At 59.3% G+C, this 16,134-nt stretch carries 19 protein-coding genes; 9 read left to right on the forward strand and 10 right to left on the reverse strand.

Features of this window, described 5'->3' with window-relative positions; translation table 11 throughout:
• Positions 1-11 precede the first annotated feature (11 nt).
• The 7 genes from AC559A_RS03790 (at position 12) to AC559A_RS03820 (ending at position 5,903) form a co-directional block, all read left to right on the forward strand.
• Positions 12-764 (forward strand): 4Fe-4S dicluster domain-containing protein, encoded by a 753-nt coding sequence (locus AC559A_RS03790; RefSeq protein WP_498816335.1) that lies wholly within the window; start codon positions 12-14, stop codon positions 762-764.
• A gap of 18 nt (positions 765-782) precedes the next feature.
• Positions 783-1,898 (forward strand): NrfD/PsrC family molybdoenzyme membrane anchor subunit, encoded by a 1,116-nt coding sequence (gene nrfD, locus AC559A_RS03795; protein ID WP_028572651.1) that lies wholly within the window; start codon positions 783-785, stop codon positions 1,896-1,898.
• A 253-nt stretch (positions 1,899-2,151) separates the two neighbouring features.
• Positions 2,152-2,838 (forward strand): TorD/DmsD family molecular chaperone, encoded by a 687-nt coding sequence (locus AC559A_RS03800; RefSeq protein ID WP_498816337.1) that lies wholly within the window; start codon positions 2,152-2,154, stop codon positions 2,836-2,838.
• Between the two features lie 63 nt (positions 2,839-2,901).
• Positions 2,902-4,092 (forward strand): cytochrome c biogenesis protein CcdA, encoded by a 1,191-nt coding sequence (locus tag AC559A_RS03805; protein ID WP_498816339.1) that lies wholly within the window; start codon positions 2,902-2,904, stop codon positions 4,090-4,092.
• A gap of 25 nt (positions 4,093-4,117) precedes the next feature.
• Positions 4,118-4,477, forward strand: coding sequence for a hypothetical protein (locus tag AC559A_RS03810; RefSeq protein WP_498816340.1), 360 nt, complete (start codon positions 4,118-4,120; stop codon positions 4,475-4,477).
• A 44-nt stretch (positions 4,478-4,521) separates the two neighbouring features.
• Positions 4,522-5,367: a phosphate ABC transporter substrate-binding protein gene (locus tag AC559A_RS03815; protein ID WP_498816342.1), complete on the forward strand. Its 846-nt coding sequence runs from the start codon at positions 4,522-4,524 to the stop codon at positions 5,365-5,367.
• Between the two features lie 86 nt (positions 5,368-5,453).
• Positions 5,454-5,903, forward strand: coding sequence for a hypothetical protein (locus tag AC559A_RS03820; protein WP_028572656.1), 450 nt, complete (start codon positions 5,454-5,456; stop codon positions 5,901-5,903).
• A gap of 351 nt (positions 5,904-6,254) precedes the next feature.
• Here the strand turns inward: AC559A_RS03820 and AC559A_RS03825 are convergent, their stop codons facing one another.
• From AC559A_RS03825 to AC559A_RS03870, 10 genes are all read right to left on the reverse strand, one after another.
• On the reverse strand, positions 6,255-6,557 hold the full coding sequence (locus tag AC559A_RS03825) for a type II toxin-antitoxin system RelE/ParE family toxin (protein WP_498816344.1): 303 nt from the start codon (positions 6,555-6,557) through the stop codon (positions 6,255-6,257).
• Positions 6,541-6,978, reverse strand: a complete 438-nt coding sequence (locus AC559A_RS03830; protein WP_498816345.1) for an arsenate reductase ArsC — start codon at positions 6,976-6,978, stop codon at positions 6,541-6,543. The genes AC559A_RS03825 and AC559A_RS03830 overlap by 17 nt, the downstream gene beginning before the upstream one ends.
• A gap of 27 nt (positions 6,979-7,005) precedes the next feature.
• On the reverse strand, positions 7,006-8,307 hold the full coding sequence (locus tag AC559A_RS03835; RefSeq protein WP_498816347.1) for a permease: 1,302 nt from the start codon (positions 8,305-8,307) through the stop codon (positions 7,006-7,008).
• A gap of 263 nt (positions 8,308-8,570) precedes the next feature.
• A complete protein-coding gene (locus tag AC559A_RS03840) occupies positions 8,571-9,053 on the reverse strand; it encodes a thioredoxin family protein (protein WP_498816349.1) in 483 nt (160 codons plus the stop codon).
• Positions 9,054-9,131: 78 nt separating this feature from the next.
• On the reverse strand, positions 9,132-9,836 hold the full coding sequence (locus AC559A_RS03845; protein WP_498816351.1) for a cytochrome c biogenesis CcdA family protein: 705 nt from the start codon (positions 9,834-9,836) through the stop codon (positions 9,132-9,134).
• 93 nt (positions 9,837-9,929) lie between these two features.
• Positions 9,930-10,367 (reverse strand): thioredoxin family protein, encoded by a 438-nt coding sequence (locus AC559A_RS03850; protein WP_498816353.1) that lies wholly within the window; start codon positions 10,365-10,367, stop codon positions 9,930-9,932.
• Position 10,368: 1 nt separating this feature from the next.
• Entirely contained in the window at positions 10,369-10,602 is a 234-nt protein-coding gene (locus tag AC559A_RS03855; protein WP_028572662.1) for a thioredoxin family protein, read from the reverse strand.
• 79 nt (positions 10,603-10,681) lie between these two features.
• Complete coding sequence (locus AC559A_RS03860) at positions 10,682-11,026, reverse strand: ArsR/SmtB family transcription factor (protein ID WP_028572663.1); 345 nt, start codon at positions 11,024-11,026, stop codon at positions 10,682-10,684.
• A gap of 156 nt (positions 11,027-11,182) precedes the next feature.
• Positions 11,183-12,286, reverse strand: coding sequence for an ACR3 family arsenite efflux transporter (gene arsB / locus AC559A_RS03865; RefSeq protein WP_028572664.1), 1,104 nt, complete (start codon positions 12,284-12,286; stop codon positions 11,183-11,185).
• A 28-nt stretch (positions 12,287-12,314) separates the two neighbouring features.
• Positions 12,315-12,686 carry an ArsR/SmtB family transcription factor gene (locus tag AC559A_RS03870; RefSeq protein WP_028572665.1) on the reverse strand — a complete coding sequence of 124 codons (372 nt, stop codon included), beginning with the start codon at positions 12,684-12,686 and terminating at the stop codon, positions 12,315-12,317.
• Between the two features lie 654 nt (positions 12,687-13,340).
• On the opposite strand from AC559A_RS03870, the gene AC559A_RS03875 reads away from it, so the two are divergent.
• Together AC559A_RS03875 and AC559A_RS03880 are read left to right on the forward strand one after the other, a co-directional pair.
• The gene (locus tag AC559A_RS03875; protein ID WP_498816355.1) at positions 13,341-14,465 is read left to right on the forward strand and encodes an NAD-dependent epimerase/dehydratase family protein; all 1,125 of its coding nucleotides are present in this window, start codon (positions 13,341-13,343) and stop codon (positions 14,463-14,465) included.
• A gap of 238 nt (positions 14,466-14,703) precedes the next feature.
• The gene (locus AC559A_RS03880) at positions 14,704-16,134 is read left to right on the forward strand and encodes an alkaline phosphatase family protein (RefSeq protein ID WP_498816356.1); all 1,431 of its coding nucleotides are present in this window, start codon (positions 14,704-14,706) and stop codon (positions 16,132-16,134) included.

A 16,134-nucleotide genomic window follows, 5' to 3' on the forward strand; every position in this document is an offset into this window, starting at 1 on the left:
AGGATAGATAAATGGCACGATATGCTATGGTCATAGATTTGCAGCAGTGTACGGGTTGCGGCGGGTGCATCATCGCCTGCATGAACGAGAACAACCTGCCCGAGGGGGTGCGTTGGTCCGGGAAGATGACCGAGACCTTGGGCAGATATCCTTTTGTCCGCTACCACTACCGGCCAACGCTGTGCAATCACTGCGAGAACGCGCCGTGCGTACGCGGCTGCCCGACCAAGGCCCTGCACAAGGCCGAAGGCGGCATTACGGCTCATGATCCCAACAAGTGCATCGGCTGCCGGTACTGCATGGTCAACTGCCCCTACGGGGTGATCCATTACAACTGGCGCAAGCCGCATGCCGAGTGGGAAGACAATACGTCCGTAATTCCCGGCGGCACGTCGACCCCCGTGGAAACGGTCCGTCGGGCCGGGGCCAAGGGCTGGCCGATTCAGAATCCGGACCCCGACGCAACCTACGCCTCGATCCGGCCCACCGGCGTGGTGGAGAAATGCACTTTTTGCCACCACCGGGTGGTCAACGGCGAGTTGCCTTATTGCGTGGAGGCCTGTCCGGCCAATGCCCGAATTTTTGGCGACCTGGACGACCCCCGAAGCAAGGTCAACCAACTCCTGGGCATGTTTCGGGCCGAGCGACTGCGCGAGGAATTGGGCACCCGGCCCCGGGTCTACTACATCCGAGAGTTCTGTCCCTGCGCTTACGAACCGGGCAAGGGCATGGTCCAGGCTGACGTCCAAAACGCAATCGCATAATCCACGCGGAGGTGAAATATGAGTAAGGTATGGTTTGGTCTGTTGGGCGTCGGTTTGCTGTTCGGCCTGTTCAGCGCCCTGACCGTGGTCTCCCGTGGGCTGGGGGTCTACAACGCCAACGACGTGACCTTCTGGGTCCTGCCCATGTCCGGGTATCTGTTCTTCGCCCTGACTGCGGCCGGATTGACGTTTCTGTCTTCCCTGCCCTCGGTGTTCGGGATGAAGCAGTACTACCCCATTGCCAAGCGGGCCTCGCTGCTGGCCGGGGCGGCCCTGGTGGTTGGCGTGATGTGCAAGGGTCTGGATCTGGGCCCGCTGTCCACGCTGCTGAACACCGTGTACCTGGCATTGTCCCCCAACCTGTATTCGCCCGTCTGGTGGATGGCCGTGCTCTACGGAATCTACATCGCCATCGTGGCCTTGAAGTTCTTCACCATTCACAAAGGCCGATGGCATTCCACGGGCGGCAAGACCGCCGGGTTGTTGGCCCTGCTGTTGATGTTCATGTCCTACACCGCCCTGAGCATCGTCTTCGGGACCGCGGACGCCCGGCCGGCCTTTTTCGGGCATTTTACGGCCCTGTACTTCGCGGTGACCGCCGTGACCTGCGGCATGGCCGTGATCGTCCTGGCCACTTTCGTGCATTTCGCCGTTACCGGCGGCATGCCCAAGGAGCAGGAGCCGCTTTTCAACAACATCATCAAGCTGTTCACCGTCCTGTTGGCGGTGTCCCTGTTCGTCTTCATCCTGCGCGCCGTGATCGGTTACACATCCCTGCAGGAAGCCTTTGACGGGTTCCGGCACATCGCCTCAACGGCCATCTATCAGATCGAATTGTGGGTCGGCCTGCTCATTCCGCTGCTGCTGATGCTCATCCCCGCGATCCGGGCCTCCACGGCAGGCAGAATCCTGGCCTCGGCCATGGTCCTGGTGGGCATGTTCTTCGGCCGACTGGTGATGCTTCTCTCGGCCCAGGTCAAACCCATCGGCGTATTGGCGGAAAACAGGCCGGAATTTGTCTCCTACTTTCCGAGCATGTACGAATTCGGGATCATCATCCTGGCATTCTCCCTGTCCATGTTGATCTATTCCATCGGAGTCAAATACTGGAACCTCGAAGCCACCCCGGAGTAGGCTCCTCCTGGGCACGGCCCGCGCCCGGACATCGGGTTCGGGCGCGAGCCGTGTTTTTCAGGATTGGACGGCAATTCCTTCAATCCCAGCAAAGAGCCCGGAAAGACCTGGATTACAAGGGATGACAGCATCAATCGACATCGACATCGAAATCGGTCTTCAAAAGGCTTGTTTCGATTTCGATGCCGATCCACAATAGCTGAGAGGATCGAGAACATATCTGTTGTAAAAAAAGCACCCACGGAGACCATTCATGCCCGACCCGAACATCATCGCCCGGTTGGAGACCTATAAAGCCTTGGCCGGGTGCTTCTTTCCCCCGGACGACCACTTGCCGCAAAACGTGGAAAATCTGGCGGCTCATGCACCGACCTGGGTCCCGGAAATTCAGGATTCGGCCCTGACCATGCTGGAAAGTCTGCCCGGCGACGAGCAGGGCCGCGAGGCACTCGGAGTGGAGCATGCCAAGCTATTTTTCGGGCCTTTTGAAGTCCTGGCTCCGCCCTTTGGGTCGGTCTATTTCCATGTGAACAAGATGCTCTCCCACGAAAGCATCGACGACGCGGCGGAGCGCTACCGGGAAGCCGGGGTGACCAGCGCTCCGGACGGCGGGAACCCGCCGGATCAAATCACCGCGGAACTGGAGTTCATGTACTACCTTCTGTTTCAGGAACACGCCGCCCTGTGCCGGGACGATGTTACGGTCGCCCGAGAATGGCGGGATCGCAGGACGGACTTCTTCCCCATCCATCTGGGAGCCTGGGGGCCGCTGTTCGCCGACCGGGTGATATCCTTCGCGCAATCGCCGTTTTACAAACATCTGGGGCTTGTCGCCAGGGATATTTTGAAGACGGAGTTCCTCCTGACGACCGGCGCAGTGGAGGCGGAACGGGTCGGGAGGTCGACGGGAGTCATGGCTGCACCGAGCATGCCCGGATAAACCGAGCATGCCCGGATAAAACGAGCATGCCCGGATAAAGCGTCAACCTCCGAAGGAGGAACAATGTCGGACACCATCCCGAGGAGCGCTCTGATCCTGCTGGGAAGCATCTGGATGATCGCGGCGCTGTCGCTTCTTCCCCGCACCGTCGTCACGCCGGCCCATGCCGCCCTGTCCGATTATCAGCGGATAATCTCACTGCCCAAACCGGCGCCCTCCGACATTCTTTCCGGAACGCAAGACCTGCCCGTGCTGGTAAATACCGGCATCGAATCCTGTCCGCCCTGCCAGCGCATGGCCTCTTCGCTGCTGGAACTGCACCGCGACTACGGCCATGTTTTTCTGACCTTCTACTACGATACCCAGAAAGAACCGCGGGCCCTGACGCTATTTCAATCCCCGACCGTGCCGACCCAGATATTCTATGCCGCGGACGGGACCGAACTGCACCGCAACGAGGGCTTTCTGTCCAAACACCATATTTTGGAACAGTGGCGCGAGTTGGGAGTGGTCGTCCAACCCGTCGGAAGAGTAGCTTCGATCCGGGACCGACTCTCCTTCGAGAACATGCTGTCCTCGTTGACTTTGGCGGTCCGGGGGGCCGCGCCCACGGCCATGCTGGCCGCGTTTTTCTGGGGCGTGTTGAGCATCGTGCTCAGCCCCTGTCACCTGGCGGGCATCCCCCTGATCGTCGGCTACATCAACGGTCGAAAGGTCGAGACCTCCGGCCGGGCCATGTCCTTGTCCCTGCTTTTCGGCTTGGGCATTCTGGGGAGCATCGTGGTGGTGGGAATCGTCACGGCCGCGGCCGGTCGGCTGCTGGGCGATCTGGGCCCGTTGCCCTACTATATTTTGAGCGGGGTGTTCATCCTTTTCGGACTGAACCTGACCGGACTGGTGCCCATGGGGTGCCTGGTTCCGGAGAAGCTGCTCTCCGACATGCCCCGGAAAAGAGGGGCTTTGGCCCTGGGATTGATCCTGGGCATCGGCCTGGGGCCGTGCACCTTCGTGTACATGGCCCCCATCCTGGGCTTGACCATGGCCATGGCCGCCACGGACCTGTTCTACGGCCTGCTGCTGCTCCTGCTTTTCGCGGCGGGCCATTGCCTGTTCCTGATGCTGGCCGGCATGTCGCCGCGATTCATCCAGTTTTTCCTGCGCTGGAACGAGCGCTCCCTGAGCGCTTCCGTGCTGAAGAAGATTTGCGGAGCGCTGCTGATTCTGGGCGGAGCCTACTTGGCGTTTACGATATGACGCGGGCGACACATACGGAGGAGAGATGAGTCGTACAGCCGTTATGCTGCATGACGACGCCAAGGATGTCTCCCGGGTGGAGCGCTTGTTGGCCGGTCATCGCCTGCGTTTGTTGCGCTGCGAACAGGTCGGTGAACTGGAGCAACTTCTGACGACCTGCCGGGAATGCTTGGTGCTGCTCAACCTGGAGATCAACGGGGTGGACAACGAGCTGCTGCGCCGCGTGAGCAAGGCCTGTGATCAGGTCCAAATCATCGGCATTTCCAGGCGACCCTATCACCCTGAACTGGAGCAGGCCTTGCGCTCACATCTTCGGGCCGTGATCGCCCGGCCCATTGACGACGACGAACTGACCCTGTGCCTGCGAGGAGCCATGGATTTATGAGACGCGGACTTTATGTACACGCGATGTCCCGAATAGGAAAATGTTTGGCGGGAAAACATTTGGTTTGGGCGCTGGTCTGGCTGCTGTTTGTCGCGGCAACACCGGCATTCAGCCAGAACAGCGAGGAATTGCGCATCTCCGGAGCGACAACGATCCAGCCCTTGGTGGAGCAATTGGCCGAGGAGTTCCGGGAGGGCACCGGACGGACGGTCAGGGTCCAGGGAGGCGGCAGTCTGACCGGGGTTGTGGACGCCATGGAAGGAACGTCCAAGATCGGCATGGTTTCGCGGGCTTTGTCGGAAGAGGAAAAGGAGCGATTGGAGTACGTGACCATCGGCTTGGACGTCCTGGTGGTCATCGTCAACAGCCGCAATCCGCTGCGTGAGGTGGACAAGCAAACCGTGATCGACCTGTTCACGGGCCGGATCACGAACTGGAGCGAGCTGACGGCATGGGATCGTGAAGTGGTCCTGGTGAACAAGGAAATGGGCCGCAGCACTTTGGAACTCTTTGAAGAGTACAGCGGTGTCCACCACCGGGACAGCCCCACGGAGGGCCCCAACGGACGGGTCGCGCCGCAAGCCTATGAAATCGCCTCCAACCTGGACGGAGCCACCCTGGTGGGTGGGATTCCCGGAGCCGTGGGCTACATGTCCCTGGGCACGTCGCTCTATCTGCTGGACAAGGGCATGCCCATCAAGATTCTCGTCCTGAACGGCCATGACCCGACCACGGGAAACGTCATCTCCAACGGATATCCCATCGTCCGGGAACTGAACCTGGTCTATCTGAAAAGCAACGAGCCGGACGTGAGGGCGTTTCTGGACTTCTGTCTCGGTCCGCGCGGTCGGGAAGTGGTCCGGGAGTTCAGATACCTTCTCGTCGATTAGGGAGGGCCGGAAATATGCGAAACGTTACCCGTACAGCCAAAGTATATCGGAAAGCGAGCGGTGTTGGGCGTGGAATATTTGCATCCTTGTCGGCGCTCCTGCTCGCCATGACCCTGCTCGGGGCCGGCTGCACCCAACAAGACGGCGCGGAGCAGGAGAAGCTGGACCAGGAACAGTTGGCCATGCTCCTGCAGTTCGAGCGCAAAGTCATCCAGGTCCAGCAGGCCGTCAAAAGCGGAATCCTGACCGATGACTCGGCCTACCTCGTCATGGCGGCCCAAGTCTCCCTGGAGGTCTTCGACCTGCTGGACCAGATCAAGGCCGCTTTCCCGGACGCGGCGGCCCTGGAGAAATCCTACCAGGACTTCTACGCCAAGCTGCTGACCATCGTCACCCTCTTCTTCGAAAACCGCCTGGAACGCGGCCGAGCCACGCTCATGGAACTGGAGGAAAGCCACGTCTTCATCTACGGCAAACTGCGGGCCATCATGAGCACGGCCACCGGCGACGGTTGCGTACCGTGTTTTTCGCAATAGGCGAGTGCTATCCGCCTTGAAAACAGCCACGCCTTGCCCATGGTCCCCCCATGGGACGATAGTTCGTTCCTGGGTAGAATATTTGGGCGCAAAAAAGCCCCTCTCGTCCGTCAAGATTCAAGGGGCTTTAGACAGATGGCTCCAAGCCAGATGCCAAGGGAGCCGTCATTCACTACCTACCCGTGGGCTGGGGCCTGGGGCAACGTGTTGGAGTGAACAGAAGGGGATGCAGGCTTCGACCGAACTTGCCGGACACGTCGCTCCTGACGTGCCCGCTCCTCGGCTATAAGTTTCGCGGCGTGAGCTTCGATCCTTTTTTGCGCCTCGGGGGAGAATTCCGCTAAAATTTCTTCAAGAGTTTTTGACATGACTGTCCTCCAATTTGCCCAAATGTTGCTGGTAACGTTGATCCGCCACCTGGATGAGGTCTTTGTAAAAACGTTTCTGGTTCGCCCCGCGCTTGTCTGCTCCTACCAGCAGAACGGCTTTGCGTTGCGGATCGAAAGCAAAGGCAATTCGCCAAACTCCATTTTCCCAATCGAAACGCAGTTCCTTCATATTCGGGAAGGTTGAGCCTTTGAGCGTATCCACCAAGGGCCCTTGGTCAATGTTGGGTCTGGGCCTAATACAGGCAGAGTCAGGGCCGCTCGCCAAGCGCTTCCGGCAAAGTCCGCACGTAGTCCCGGATTTCGTCGCGCACCCGGCGGTAGTGGTCCAGGGCCTCTTCCTCAGATTGGGCGGTCTCCGCGAGTTTGGGAGGGTCGTCGAAGCCGACGTGGAGTCGCCTCGTCTTGGCGGGGATAAAGGGGCAGGTTTCCTGGGCGTGGCCGCACAGGGTGATCACGGAGTCGAATTCCTGTTCCGGCAGTTCGTCCACGGTCTTGGAACGAAATCCGCTGATATCCACCCCGGCCTCGGCCATGACCCGCACGGCGTGCGGATTGAGCCCGTGCTTCTCGATGCCCGCGGAAAAGGCATCGACCACGTCGCCCTTGAGGTGCTTGGTCCAGCCTTCGGCCATCTGGCTGCGACAGGAATTGCCGGTGCAGAGAAAGAGAATCTTGACCTTGGACATGATTTCCTCCGTTGGTTTACGGTTCGGCTATCCCCAGAAGTGTCCGTAGATCATCCCGCTGATGGTGGCCATGACCACCACCAGGCAGACGAAGACCACGGTCTTCCGGGTGCCCATGATGCTCCGGATGACCAGCATATTCGGCAGGCTCAGAGCCGGACCGGCCAGAAGCAGGGCCAGGGCCGGGCCCTTGCCCATGCCGCTGCCCAGGAGTCCTTCCAGGATGGGCACCTCGGTCAGGGTGGCGAAGTACATGAACGCGCCGACGAATGAGGCGAAAAAGTTCGCGGCCAGGGAATTGCCGCCCACGGACGCGCTGACCCATTCCGAGGGAATCAGGCCTTCGTTGCCTGGACGCCCCAGGAGCAGTCCGGCCACGAAAACGCCGATCAGCAGCAGGGGCAGAATCTGCTTGGCGAAGATCCAGGACGATGAGAACCACTGCCCCAGCTCGTCTTCACGGGTGCTGATCACCGCGGACAGGCCGATGAATCCGGCCACGAAGGCGATGGTCGGCTCCTGGGGAAAAGCCAGGGCCAGGGCCGCGGTGGGCAGGGCGACCAGGGCCATGCGCGACCAGGGCAGGCCGAACCACAGCGGGAGAATCACGGCCAGGACAGCGGCGAAGATCGCCGTCAGCATCCATTTGTGTTCCGCCACCGTCCGCCAGACGCCTTCGGCCGCTTCCGGCGCGCCCCAGTTGGCGAACACCAGAATGCCGATCATGCTCAGGAAGTACAGGCCGGTCCGGCCCAGTCCGCGCGTGGGTTCGTCCTCGGGCATGTGCGCGGCCTGAGCAGCCTTGTCCGCCTCTTCCCGGCGATAGATCAGGTGCATGATCAGACCGATGACCACGGCGAAGCCGATCGCGCCCACGGCCCGGGCAATGCCCATTTCCGGGCCCAGGACCCTGGCCGTGAGCACGATGGCCAGGATGTTGATGGCCGGGCCGGAATACAGGAACGCCGTGGCCGGGCCGATGCCTGCGCCCATCCGGTAGATGCCCGCGAACAGGGGCAGGATGGTGCAGGAACAGACCGCGAGGATCGAGCCGGAGCAGGAGGCCACGCCGTAGGCGCAGGCCTTGTTGGCTTGCGGCCCCAGGTACTTGAGCACGGAGTTCTGGCTGACGAACACGCCGATGGCCCCGGCGATGAAAAAGGCCGGGATCAGACAAAGCAGCACGTGCTCCTGGGCGTACCAGCGGGCCAGTTGCAAGGCCTCGTGAATGGCGTTGTCGAAGCGGGGCAGGCCCACGGGCAGGTAGTACATGACCAGAAAGACCGTCACGATGACGGCCAAAGGCTTCCATTCGGATTTCCAATTCATGATAGGGCCTTTTGTTGTTCAAAAAATTGGGTATCTACTCAGCACATTTTGTGTCCGATCTTGCTCCGGCAATCGGAGTCGGGGTCGCTATCGGAATCGGAATCGAAACAGGAAGAATTTAGAACGCACCCCAGCGTTTTCGATCCCGATCCCGATTCCGATTCCGACCCCGGCAACAGAATCCTCTGTGCTGAGTAGTTACAAAATTGGACGCTGCGATCAACGTAAAAAGACTGGATTCCCGCCTGCGTGAAAATGACGTTCTACCCCGCCGTCGCCACGCTGACGCCCAATTGCCTCCACCGCATCAGAATATCCTGCTTGGACATGAACCCCTCGTGGCGGAAGAGTTCCTTGCCCTCGGCATCGAAAAAAATCTGAGTGGGAATCATCCGGACGCTGAACTGGCGGCCCGCTTCCGGATTTTTCCAGACGTCGATGAAATGCGTGGTGAAGGCTTCGGCGTATTCGACCTTCAATTCCTGAAGGATCGGGGCCATCAGCTTGCAGGGAATACAGTTGTCCGCGCCTAGGTCCACCAAGCGCGGCAGGTCCGAAGGGATGCCGGGAAGCAGGCTCGGGTCAACGCCGTTACCGGCGACATGGGCCGCGGATTCCCCGAAGGTTTGCAAATCTACGGCGGCCGTGTCGTCGAGCTGCCCGCTTTGGTGCTGATGGATCAAGACGATGGTCCCGAGAACGGCGATCAGAACGACCACGATGCCGATAAGGGTTTTTGAATTCATGGGGCTTTCCTAGAAGAAGGGGATGGAGATTGGTTGAGATGCTCGCGATGTTGAAAGCGAGATTGCAAAGTGGTGGCGCTAGATATCCAGAAACGGCAAGGCGATGAAGTACAATCCCAGCAGGCCGATCAGCGTGCCGGCTCCGCGCTTGAACCACAGGCCGCCTGTGGCCATGGACCGGCTTTCCAGTATCCGGCGGACCAGGGCCGTGGAGCTGCCGGCAATGACGATGGGGATGCAGTGGCCGATGCCGAAGAGGATGATCAGCATCAGACCGTTGGCCAGTTGGTCCTGGATGGTGATGATGGCCAGGATCGGGGCGATGAAGCCGAAGGTGCAGGAGCCGGAGAGCACCCCGTAGGCCAGGCCAAGAATCAACGCTCCAGACTTGCCGGAGACCTTGAGCTTGCTCATCAGGCCGGAGGACATGGAGCATCTGGATACGCCGAGCATGTCCAAAGCGACCCAAATCAGGATCAGCCCGACCAGGATGGTCCACCAGGGGCCGATGTCGCCCAGCATCCTTCCCAAAAGCGCGGTGACAATGCCCACCAAGGCAATGGTCACGAACAGGCCGAAAGAGAAAAGCCCGGCGTAGACCGCGGCAGCCCGGCCTTCGATGAGCTTGTTCTGTCCCCCCACGTAGCCGACGATGAGCGGAATGGAGGCCAGGTGACAAGGGCTGAAGAACACGCTGACCATGCCCCATAAAAAGCTTCCGGCCATGGCAAAGCCAGTTCCGCTGGTGATCCACATGTTCAGGGTAATGAAAAACTGGTCCATACAGATCCTATCTGAGTGCTGAAAAATCCCTATTTTGCTGTTCGTTCAAAAGCGCCAAAAGCAGGGAGCAATTCGGAGTTTTTCAACGGACAGCTATTCAACGCCGAGCTTGGCCAATTCGGCCTCAATGGACTTTTTGTCCATGAATCCGATATGGCGTTTGGCCTCGTTGCCGTTGTCGTCGTAGAAGATCAGCGTGGGGATGACCTGAATGGCGTATTGGTCGATCAATTCATAGTGGCGGTGCAGATCGATGAACACGATGGCCGCCCGGCCCTCGTACTCTCGTTGCAGTTCCTCCCGGATGGGAACCATCATCCGACAGGGAACGCAGTTTCTGGCTCCGAAACTGGCCACGGTGACCATGCCGGGCACGGGGGCTTCGGGCGGGTCGTTGGGCGTTTCCTCGGCCCAGGCGGCAAAGGCAAGACCGACCAGCAAAACCGCAAGACCGAACCGCAAGGCCCAGGCTCCGGAATCGGCGGCTTTCATTCGCGGCTGAAAGCGCTCAGGCTGAGATGGAAGGCGCATATTACCCGTTGATCCAGGCCAGCACGTCCTTCTTGCCCGGCACCTTGCCCACGGCCTTGACCTGATCGTCCACGATCACGGCGGGGGTGCTGAACACGCCGTACTTCATGAATTCCTGCATATCCGTGATCTTTTCCACCTCAACGGCCTTGCCGGACTCGGCCACGGCTTCCCTGACGATCCGTTCCACTTCCGAACACTTGGCGCAACCTGGCCCCAATACCTTGATTTTCATAAAACCCTCCTCATCTGATTATATAAAGCCGATTCTCAGCTGCCTGCTCAATCCCGATTCCCGCTCTGACTCCTGATTTCTAACTCCTGACTTCTGGCTCCTGACTTCTGACTCCTTCGCACAAGACACAGGCGTGCTCCTCGACCCTCCGGGCGTTGAAACGGTCCACGCAGGATAAAAAGCCTTTCACGCACTCCATTCGAAGTGAGTAATAGACGTTGGTTCCGCGCTTCTCGCAGCCCACGACGCCCGCTTCCCTGAGCACGGACAAATGCTTGGACACGGTGGACACATCCGCGCCCACCAACTCCCGGAGTTCGCAAACGCACCGCTCCCCTTCCAGCAGGGCGTCCACCAGCAGAATCCGGCTGGGGTGGCCCAGAGCCTTGAAAATTTTGGATCGAAATTCGTGTTTATTCCGCATGCCCCGCCCTTTGCATGTTTATTTGGCCAAATAGGCAAGTTTGTGCTCGGCGTCAATAGCCAGCCCGCGAGTACATTCTTGGAGAGGTGTAAGGCGTCATTATAGTCCCGCCCGGCTTGCTTGGAGCTGGGCGGAAGCCTGAGTTTTCGATACGGGCTATTTGACGTCCACCGGTTTGCAGGTCACGTGGCAGACGCCGGTGGGAGTTTGCATTGCAAAGGGGAAGTACTTGCGCTTGAAATACAGGGCCACGTGGACCAGCCCGATGAGCACCGGCACTTCCACCAGGGGCCCGATGACCGCGGCAAAGGCCACCCCGGAATGGATGCCGAACACGGCGATAGCCACGGCGATGGCCAGTTCGAAGTTGTTGGAGGCCGCGGTGAAGCTCAGCGACGTGGACTGTTCATAGGTGGCCTTGAATTTCATGGACAGAAAAAAGGAAACAACGAACATGACCACGAAGTAGATCAGCAGCGGAATGGCCACGCGGACCACGTCCATGGGCAGTTCAACAATGTACTCGCCCTTGAGGGAAAACATCACCACGATGGTGAACAGCAGGGCTATCAGGGTAAAAGGACTGATGAAGGGAATGAATTTTTCCTGGTACCATTGTTCACCCTTGGCCCGTACCCCGTACAACCGGGAGAAGATGCCCCCGGCAAAGGGAATGCCCAGATAGATCAGCACGCTGACGGCGATTTCCTTCATGGTGATGTCCACCAGGGCGCCCTCAATGCCCAGCCAGCTTGGAAACACGGTCAGGAAGAGGTAGGCGTAGACCGAGAAGAGCAGGATCTGAAAGACCGAATTGAAGGCCACCAGCCCGGCGCAGTATTCCCGGTCGCCCTTGGCCAGGTCGTTCCAGACGATGACCATGGCGATGCACCGGGCCAAGCCGATCAGGATCAGGCCGACCATGTACTCGTGATGGTCGGAGAGAAAGGCCACGGCCAGCAGAAACATCAAAATCGGCCCGATGATCCAGTTCTGGACCAGGGACAGCACCAGCACCCGGGTATGACGGAAGACCAGGTGCATCTTGTCGTACTGAACCTTGGCCAGGGGCGGGTACATCATCACGATCAGGCCGATGGCAATGGGGATGTTCGTATTTCCGATCTGGAAGAGATTGAGGATGTCCGGGATGGCCGGGAAGAGATACCCGGCCCCCACGCCAACGAGCATGGCCAGGAAGATCCAGAGGGTCAGGTACCGGTCCAGAACGGACATTTGTTTGGCAACGGACTCGGTCATTGCGCTCTCCTTGAAACACGTTGAACAATTACGCGGAACATTCCGCACCCTCGCGTTGGCGACGGCACAGGTCATCGGGGTCGCAGGCCAGGATGGCCTTCAAGTTGTCTCTGTCCGCCAGAACCCCAGGTGAGGCGGCCAGCGATTCCCGAAGCCATGCTCGGAGTAGTTCAGGAAATTCATCGGAGAGACGATAAAAAACCCATCGCCCCTGCTTGCGGCTTTGAACCAGACGGGCAGCCTGCAGAATGCTCATGTGCCTGGATACTGTTGCTCCGGCCAAGCCAAGCATCTCAATCAACTGGCAGACGCACAGTTCGTCATGTTCCATGAGCGCCGCAATGACTCGCATCCTGTTCCCGTCGGCCATTGCCTTGGCCATAGCCAGTGTGTTTTCCATACGCCTCAAGAATGTATATATAGCTAAACGACGAAATGGCTTTTTTAATAAGTCAATTGATGGCTGTCAAGCCACGGATCCGGTTATCCAGGGACGAGTCCGCATAGATCGAAATCAAAAAAGGTGAAGTCGATAGCCACCGCGACCGCGACTCCACGCATTGACCTTGCCGCTGTCGCGGAACTATCTTGCTTGTAATTGTACCAGTTTTCAGGACGGTGCTGAGTGCGTGAGCAAACTGGCCAGAACCTGGGGGGCAGTAGGGACAGTGATTAAGGCCGTAAGCTTCCACCTTTAAAGTTTGCAATTTGGCTGAATAGCCAAACAAAAAACAAACTGTTAAATCTCCGGCAACAGGCCGGGGTAACCTGGGGTACCCAGTTTTTTATCTGGCTTTGCGGAGTAGTTGCAAGTATATCCAACAAGACAGGTGACCGCTGTTTTATCAGAATTGCACTTTTATCGAATGAATACTCCCGTCCAATGAGATTTCCTTCGCCTGGAGCCGTATTTTCGACATGTTCTCGGTTCGTTTCGTCTGTTGCCTCACCATTTTCGGATGATAGCGAAAAACAGTTGCTTGATCTTGGAGCACGGATGAAGGCTCATTGTCGGCTGAAAATATGATGTTGATCTCAAGCGCAGGAGTCTGGCATGGTCAAGGAAAGTCACGATTGTCCGGATAATATCGTAAAATATGGTCTACTGGTGGGTGGTTCCGGCTTGATCGGTGGGGGGATTCTTCATTACTTCAAGACCCATGTGGACGGCGGGTTTGAACTGATGGGCCCCAACAGCAAACAATTGAGTTTGCGCAACCCCGAGGATATCCGCCACCATGTTCGCCGTCACAGGCCTGAATTCATCATCAACTGCGCCATCGCCGCGCTCGATTCCAACCCCCTGCTTGCCTACCAGACCAACTACCTGGGGGCGCTGCAATTGGCCCGAGCGGCCCTGGAACAGGGCATTCCCTATATTCATTTCAGTTCCGCCGCCGTCCTGCCGCCCGGTGAGAACCTCACCGAAGCGGATCGCCTGGAACTGACCGCGGAGCTGCCCAACTACCCCAAATCAAAGCTGCTGGCGGAATTGGCCCTGGCGGAGATGCACCGGAAATACGGGCTGGACTATACCACTATCCGCCTGGGTGTGGTTTACGGGGCCCATGACCACAAGATTCAAGGATTTCATCGGATGATGTTCGCCATCGCCGACCAGATCATGCCCCTGCTCTTCACCAACAGGCGGGCCGCCCATTCCTATACCAACGCCGCGAAAATTCCGCCCTTTGTTCATCATGTCCTCAGTCACCGGGAGGAGTTCGGCGGGAAAACCTGGCATTTCGTGGATCCCGACGCGGTTTTGCTGAGCAAACTGATCCTGACCATCAAGTCTTATCTCCAGGTGAAGAGGCCGTGGAAATTTTTTTTACCTTACCCCGTGGCCCATTTCGGGGCGGGGATCATCCACTTGTTGATCCGCCTGATGGGCCGCATCGGCATCGAGGCCAGGATGCCCGCGGAACTGCTCTTCATGGAACAGTTCTATCAGACCCAGACCCTGTCCTGCCGCCGCCTCCAGGAATCCAGCTTCGTCGACCCCAAGCCCGAGGCCACGGTATTCACCGAGCTGCCTCATTTGCTGGAGTACTACCTGACCCGCTGGGAAGCCCTCAACCTGATCACCTCCTTCAACAAGGACTTTTTCGACTGCGGACGTGAAAGTGAGGACTTCGTGCGTGATCCGGCCCGGTTGCTGGAGAGATTGGAGCGCTAAGCCGCATTACGAATCGGCTTCAGCCGGGGGTGCGGAGCCGGGAACGGGAAGAGTGTCCGAACACTCAGAAACGCCGACCCAATGCCTTCTTTGCGGAGCTTGGATTTTTCACCATAAAAAGCCGTGTATTGGCAAGCCAATCCCGATGAGGAGATGGCCGACCGCGGAGCCGTGTGCGGGAGAACCGTACGCAAGGTGAATGGACGGGTGGTGAAAAGAACTGTAGAAGGCCGCCACGATGCCTGAAGCAACGCCCCTCAATCCACGCCAGAAATCCGGCCCGGTATCCCGATCTCCGCATCGCCCGAGGCTGGTCGTCCTCGGCCTGGACGGGCTGCCGTACTCCACGGCCTGCCGCCTGTGCCAAGCCGGACATTTGCCCAATCTGGCCCGGATCGCCCTGACGCCTCAAGCCAGGCCTATCCGGGCTGAACTGCCGGAACTCTCCCCGGTGAATTGGACCTCCTTTTTCACCGCCGCCGGGCCGGAGGAGCACGGCATTTTCGGCTTCACTACGCTTGATCCCCAGGACTATGCCATCCGGTTTGCGGATTTTTCCCAGGTCCGGACCCGGACCCTGTTCGACCGGCTGGGCGACCACGGCCTGACCAGCCGGGTGGTCAACCTGCCCAATACCTATCCGGCCCGGCCCATCAAGGGCATGCTGGTCTCCGGTTTCGTGGCCCACGATATGAACCGGGCGGTTTTCCCGCCCTTTCTGGCCCACCCGTTGCGCTCCTCCGGGTACGTGCTGGAAGCGGACACCACCCGGAGCGGACCGGACCCGGGCTACCTGCTGGAAGAGCTTGACCGCGCCCTGCGCGGCAGGCGGGCCGCCCTGAACCTGCTCTGGCCCGACCTGGCCTGGGATCTGTTCGTTTTCGTGCTCACGGAAACCGACCGCCTGGGCCACTTCCTTTTTCCGGCCCTGGAAAACCCCGCGCACCCCTGGCACGGGCCCAGCCTGGATTTTCTGGGCCGTTGGGACGAACTGGTGGGGGACGTGCTGGAGCGCTTTGCCGCGCTTCCGGAACCCAAGCGGCTGCTGGTCCTGGCGGACCACGGCTTCACCAGCCTGACCATGGAGGTGGACCTGAACGCCTGGCTGCGGGAACAAGGCCTGCTGGTCACTGACGGCCCACCGCGCCACGAACTGGACGCCGGGATCATCTCCACCCAAAGCCGGGCCTTTGCCCTGGACCCTGGCCGGATTTATCTGCATACTTCCCGCTTTGGCCGTGGCCGGGTCACGCCGGACGAGGCCGCGAGCCTGGAAGAACGGATCAGGGCCGGACTGACGCGCCTGGAGTGGCAGGGCCGTCCGGTGATCCGCGACGTCCTGTCCTGGCGTGATATCTATCCGGAACGCGCTCCGGAACGAACTTTGGACATGCCGGCGCGAGGAAATTCCCCATCCGATCCGGCGATTCCGGACCTGGTCTGCGTCCCGCACCGAGGCTTCTCCCTCCGGGCCAAGTTCGACCAGGCCCGCGTCTTCGGCAAAGAGGACCGCCAGGGCTGCCATAAGCCGGACGACGCGTTTTTCTACGATTCCGAGACAGCCGACGCCGAATCCGATACCCACTCCGGCCCCAAACGGGTCCGGGACGTGGGCAGGCTGGTTCTGGAACACTTCGGCGTGGACCGCAAACTGATTCTTTCCCGGTGA

The sequence above is a fragment of the Desulfonatronum zhilinae genome (assembly GCF_900182865.1).
Taxonomy (GTDB): Bacteria; Desulfobacterota; Desulfovibrionia; order Desulfovibrionales; family Desulfonatronaceae; genus Desulfonatronum; species Desulfonatronum lacustre.

Bases quoted from the DNA above. Each gene is read 5' to 3' on its own strand.
- AC559A_RS03790 (WP_498816335.1), top strand. From the start codon at position 12: ATGGCACGATATGCTATGGTCATAGATTTGCAGCAGTGTACGGGTTGC.
- nrfD (WP_028572651.1), top strand. From the start codon at position 783: ATGAGTAAGGTATGGTTTGGTCTGTTGGGCGTCGGTTTGCTGTTCGGC.
- AC559A_RS03800 (WP_498816337.1), top strand. From the start codon at position 2,152: ATGCCCGACCCGAACATCATCGCCCGGTTGGAGACCTATAAAGCCTTG.
- AC559A_RS03805 (WP_498816339.1), top strand. From the start codon at position 2,902: ATGTCGGACACCATCCCGAGGAGCGCTCTGATCCTGCTGGGAAGCATC.
- AC559A_RS03810 (WP_498816340.1), top strand. From the start codon at position 4,118: ATGAGTCGTACAGCCGTTATGCTGCATGACGACGCCAAGGATGTCTCC.
- AC559A_RS03830 (WP_498816345.1), bottom strand. From the start codon at position 6,978: ATGTCCAAGGTCAAGATTCTCTTTCTCTGCACCGGCAATTCCTGTCGC.
- AC559A_RS03835 (WP_498816347.1), bottom strand. From the start codon at position 8,307: ATGAATTGGAAATCCGAATGGAAGCCTTTGGCCGTCATCGTGACGGTC.
- AC559A_RS03840 (WP_498816349.1), bottom strand. From the start codon at position 9,053: ATGAATTCAAAAACCCTTATCGGCATCGTGGTCGTTCTGATCGCCGTT.
- AC559A_RS03845 (WP_498816351.1), bottom strand. From the start codon at position 9,836: ATGGACCAGTTTTTCATTACCCTGAACATGTGGATCACCAGCGGAACT.
- AC559A_RS03850 (WP_498816353.1), bottom strand. From the start codon at position 10,367: ATGCGCCTTCCATCTCAGCCTGAGCGCTTTCAGCCGCGAATGAAAGCC.
- AC559A_RS03855 (WP_028572662.1), bottom strand. From the start codon at position 10,602: ATGAAAATCAAGGTATTGGGGCCAGGTTGCGCCAAGTGTTCGGAAGTG.
- AC559A_RS03860 (WP_028572663.1), bottom strand. From the start codon at position 11,026: ATGCGGAATAAACACGAATTTCGATCCAAAATTTTCAAGGCTCTGGGC.
- arsB (WP_028572664.1), bottom strand. From the start codon at position 12,286: ATGACCGAGTCCGTTGCCAAACAAATGTCCGTTCTGGACCGGTACCTG.
- AC559A_RS03870 (WP_028572665.1), bottom strand. From the start codon at position 12,686: ATGGAAAACACACTGGCTATGGCCAAGGCAATGGCCGACGGGAACAGG.
- AC559A_RS03875 (WP_498816355.1), top strand. From the start codon at position 13,341: ATGGTCAAGGAAAGTCACGATTGTCCGGATAATATCGTAAAATATGGT.
- AC559A_RS03880 (WP_498816356.1), top strand. From the start codon at position 14,704: ATGCCTGAAGCAACGCCCCTCAATCCACGCCAGAAATCCGGCCCGGTA.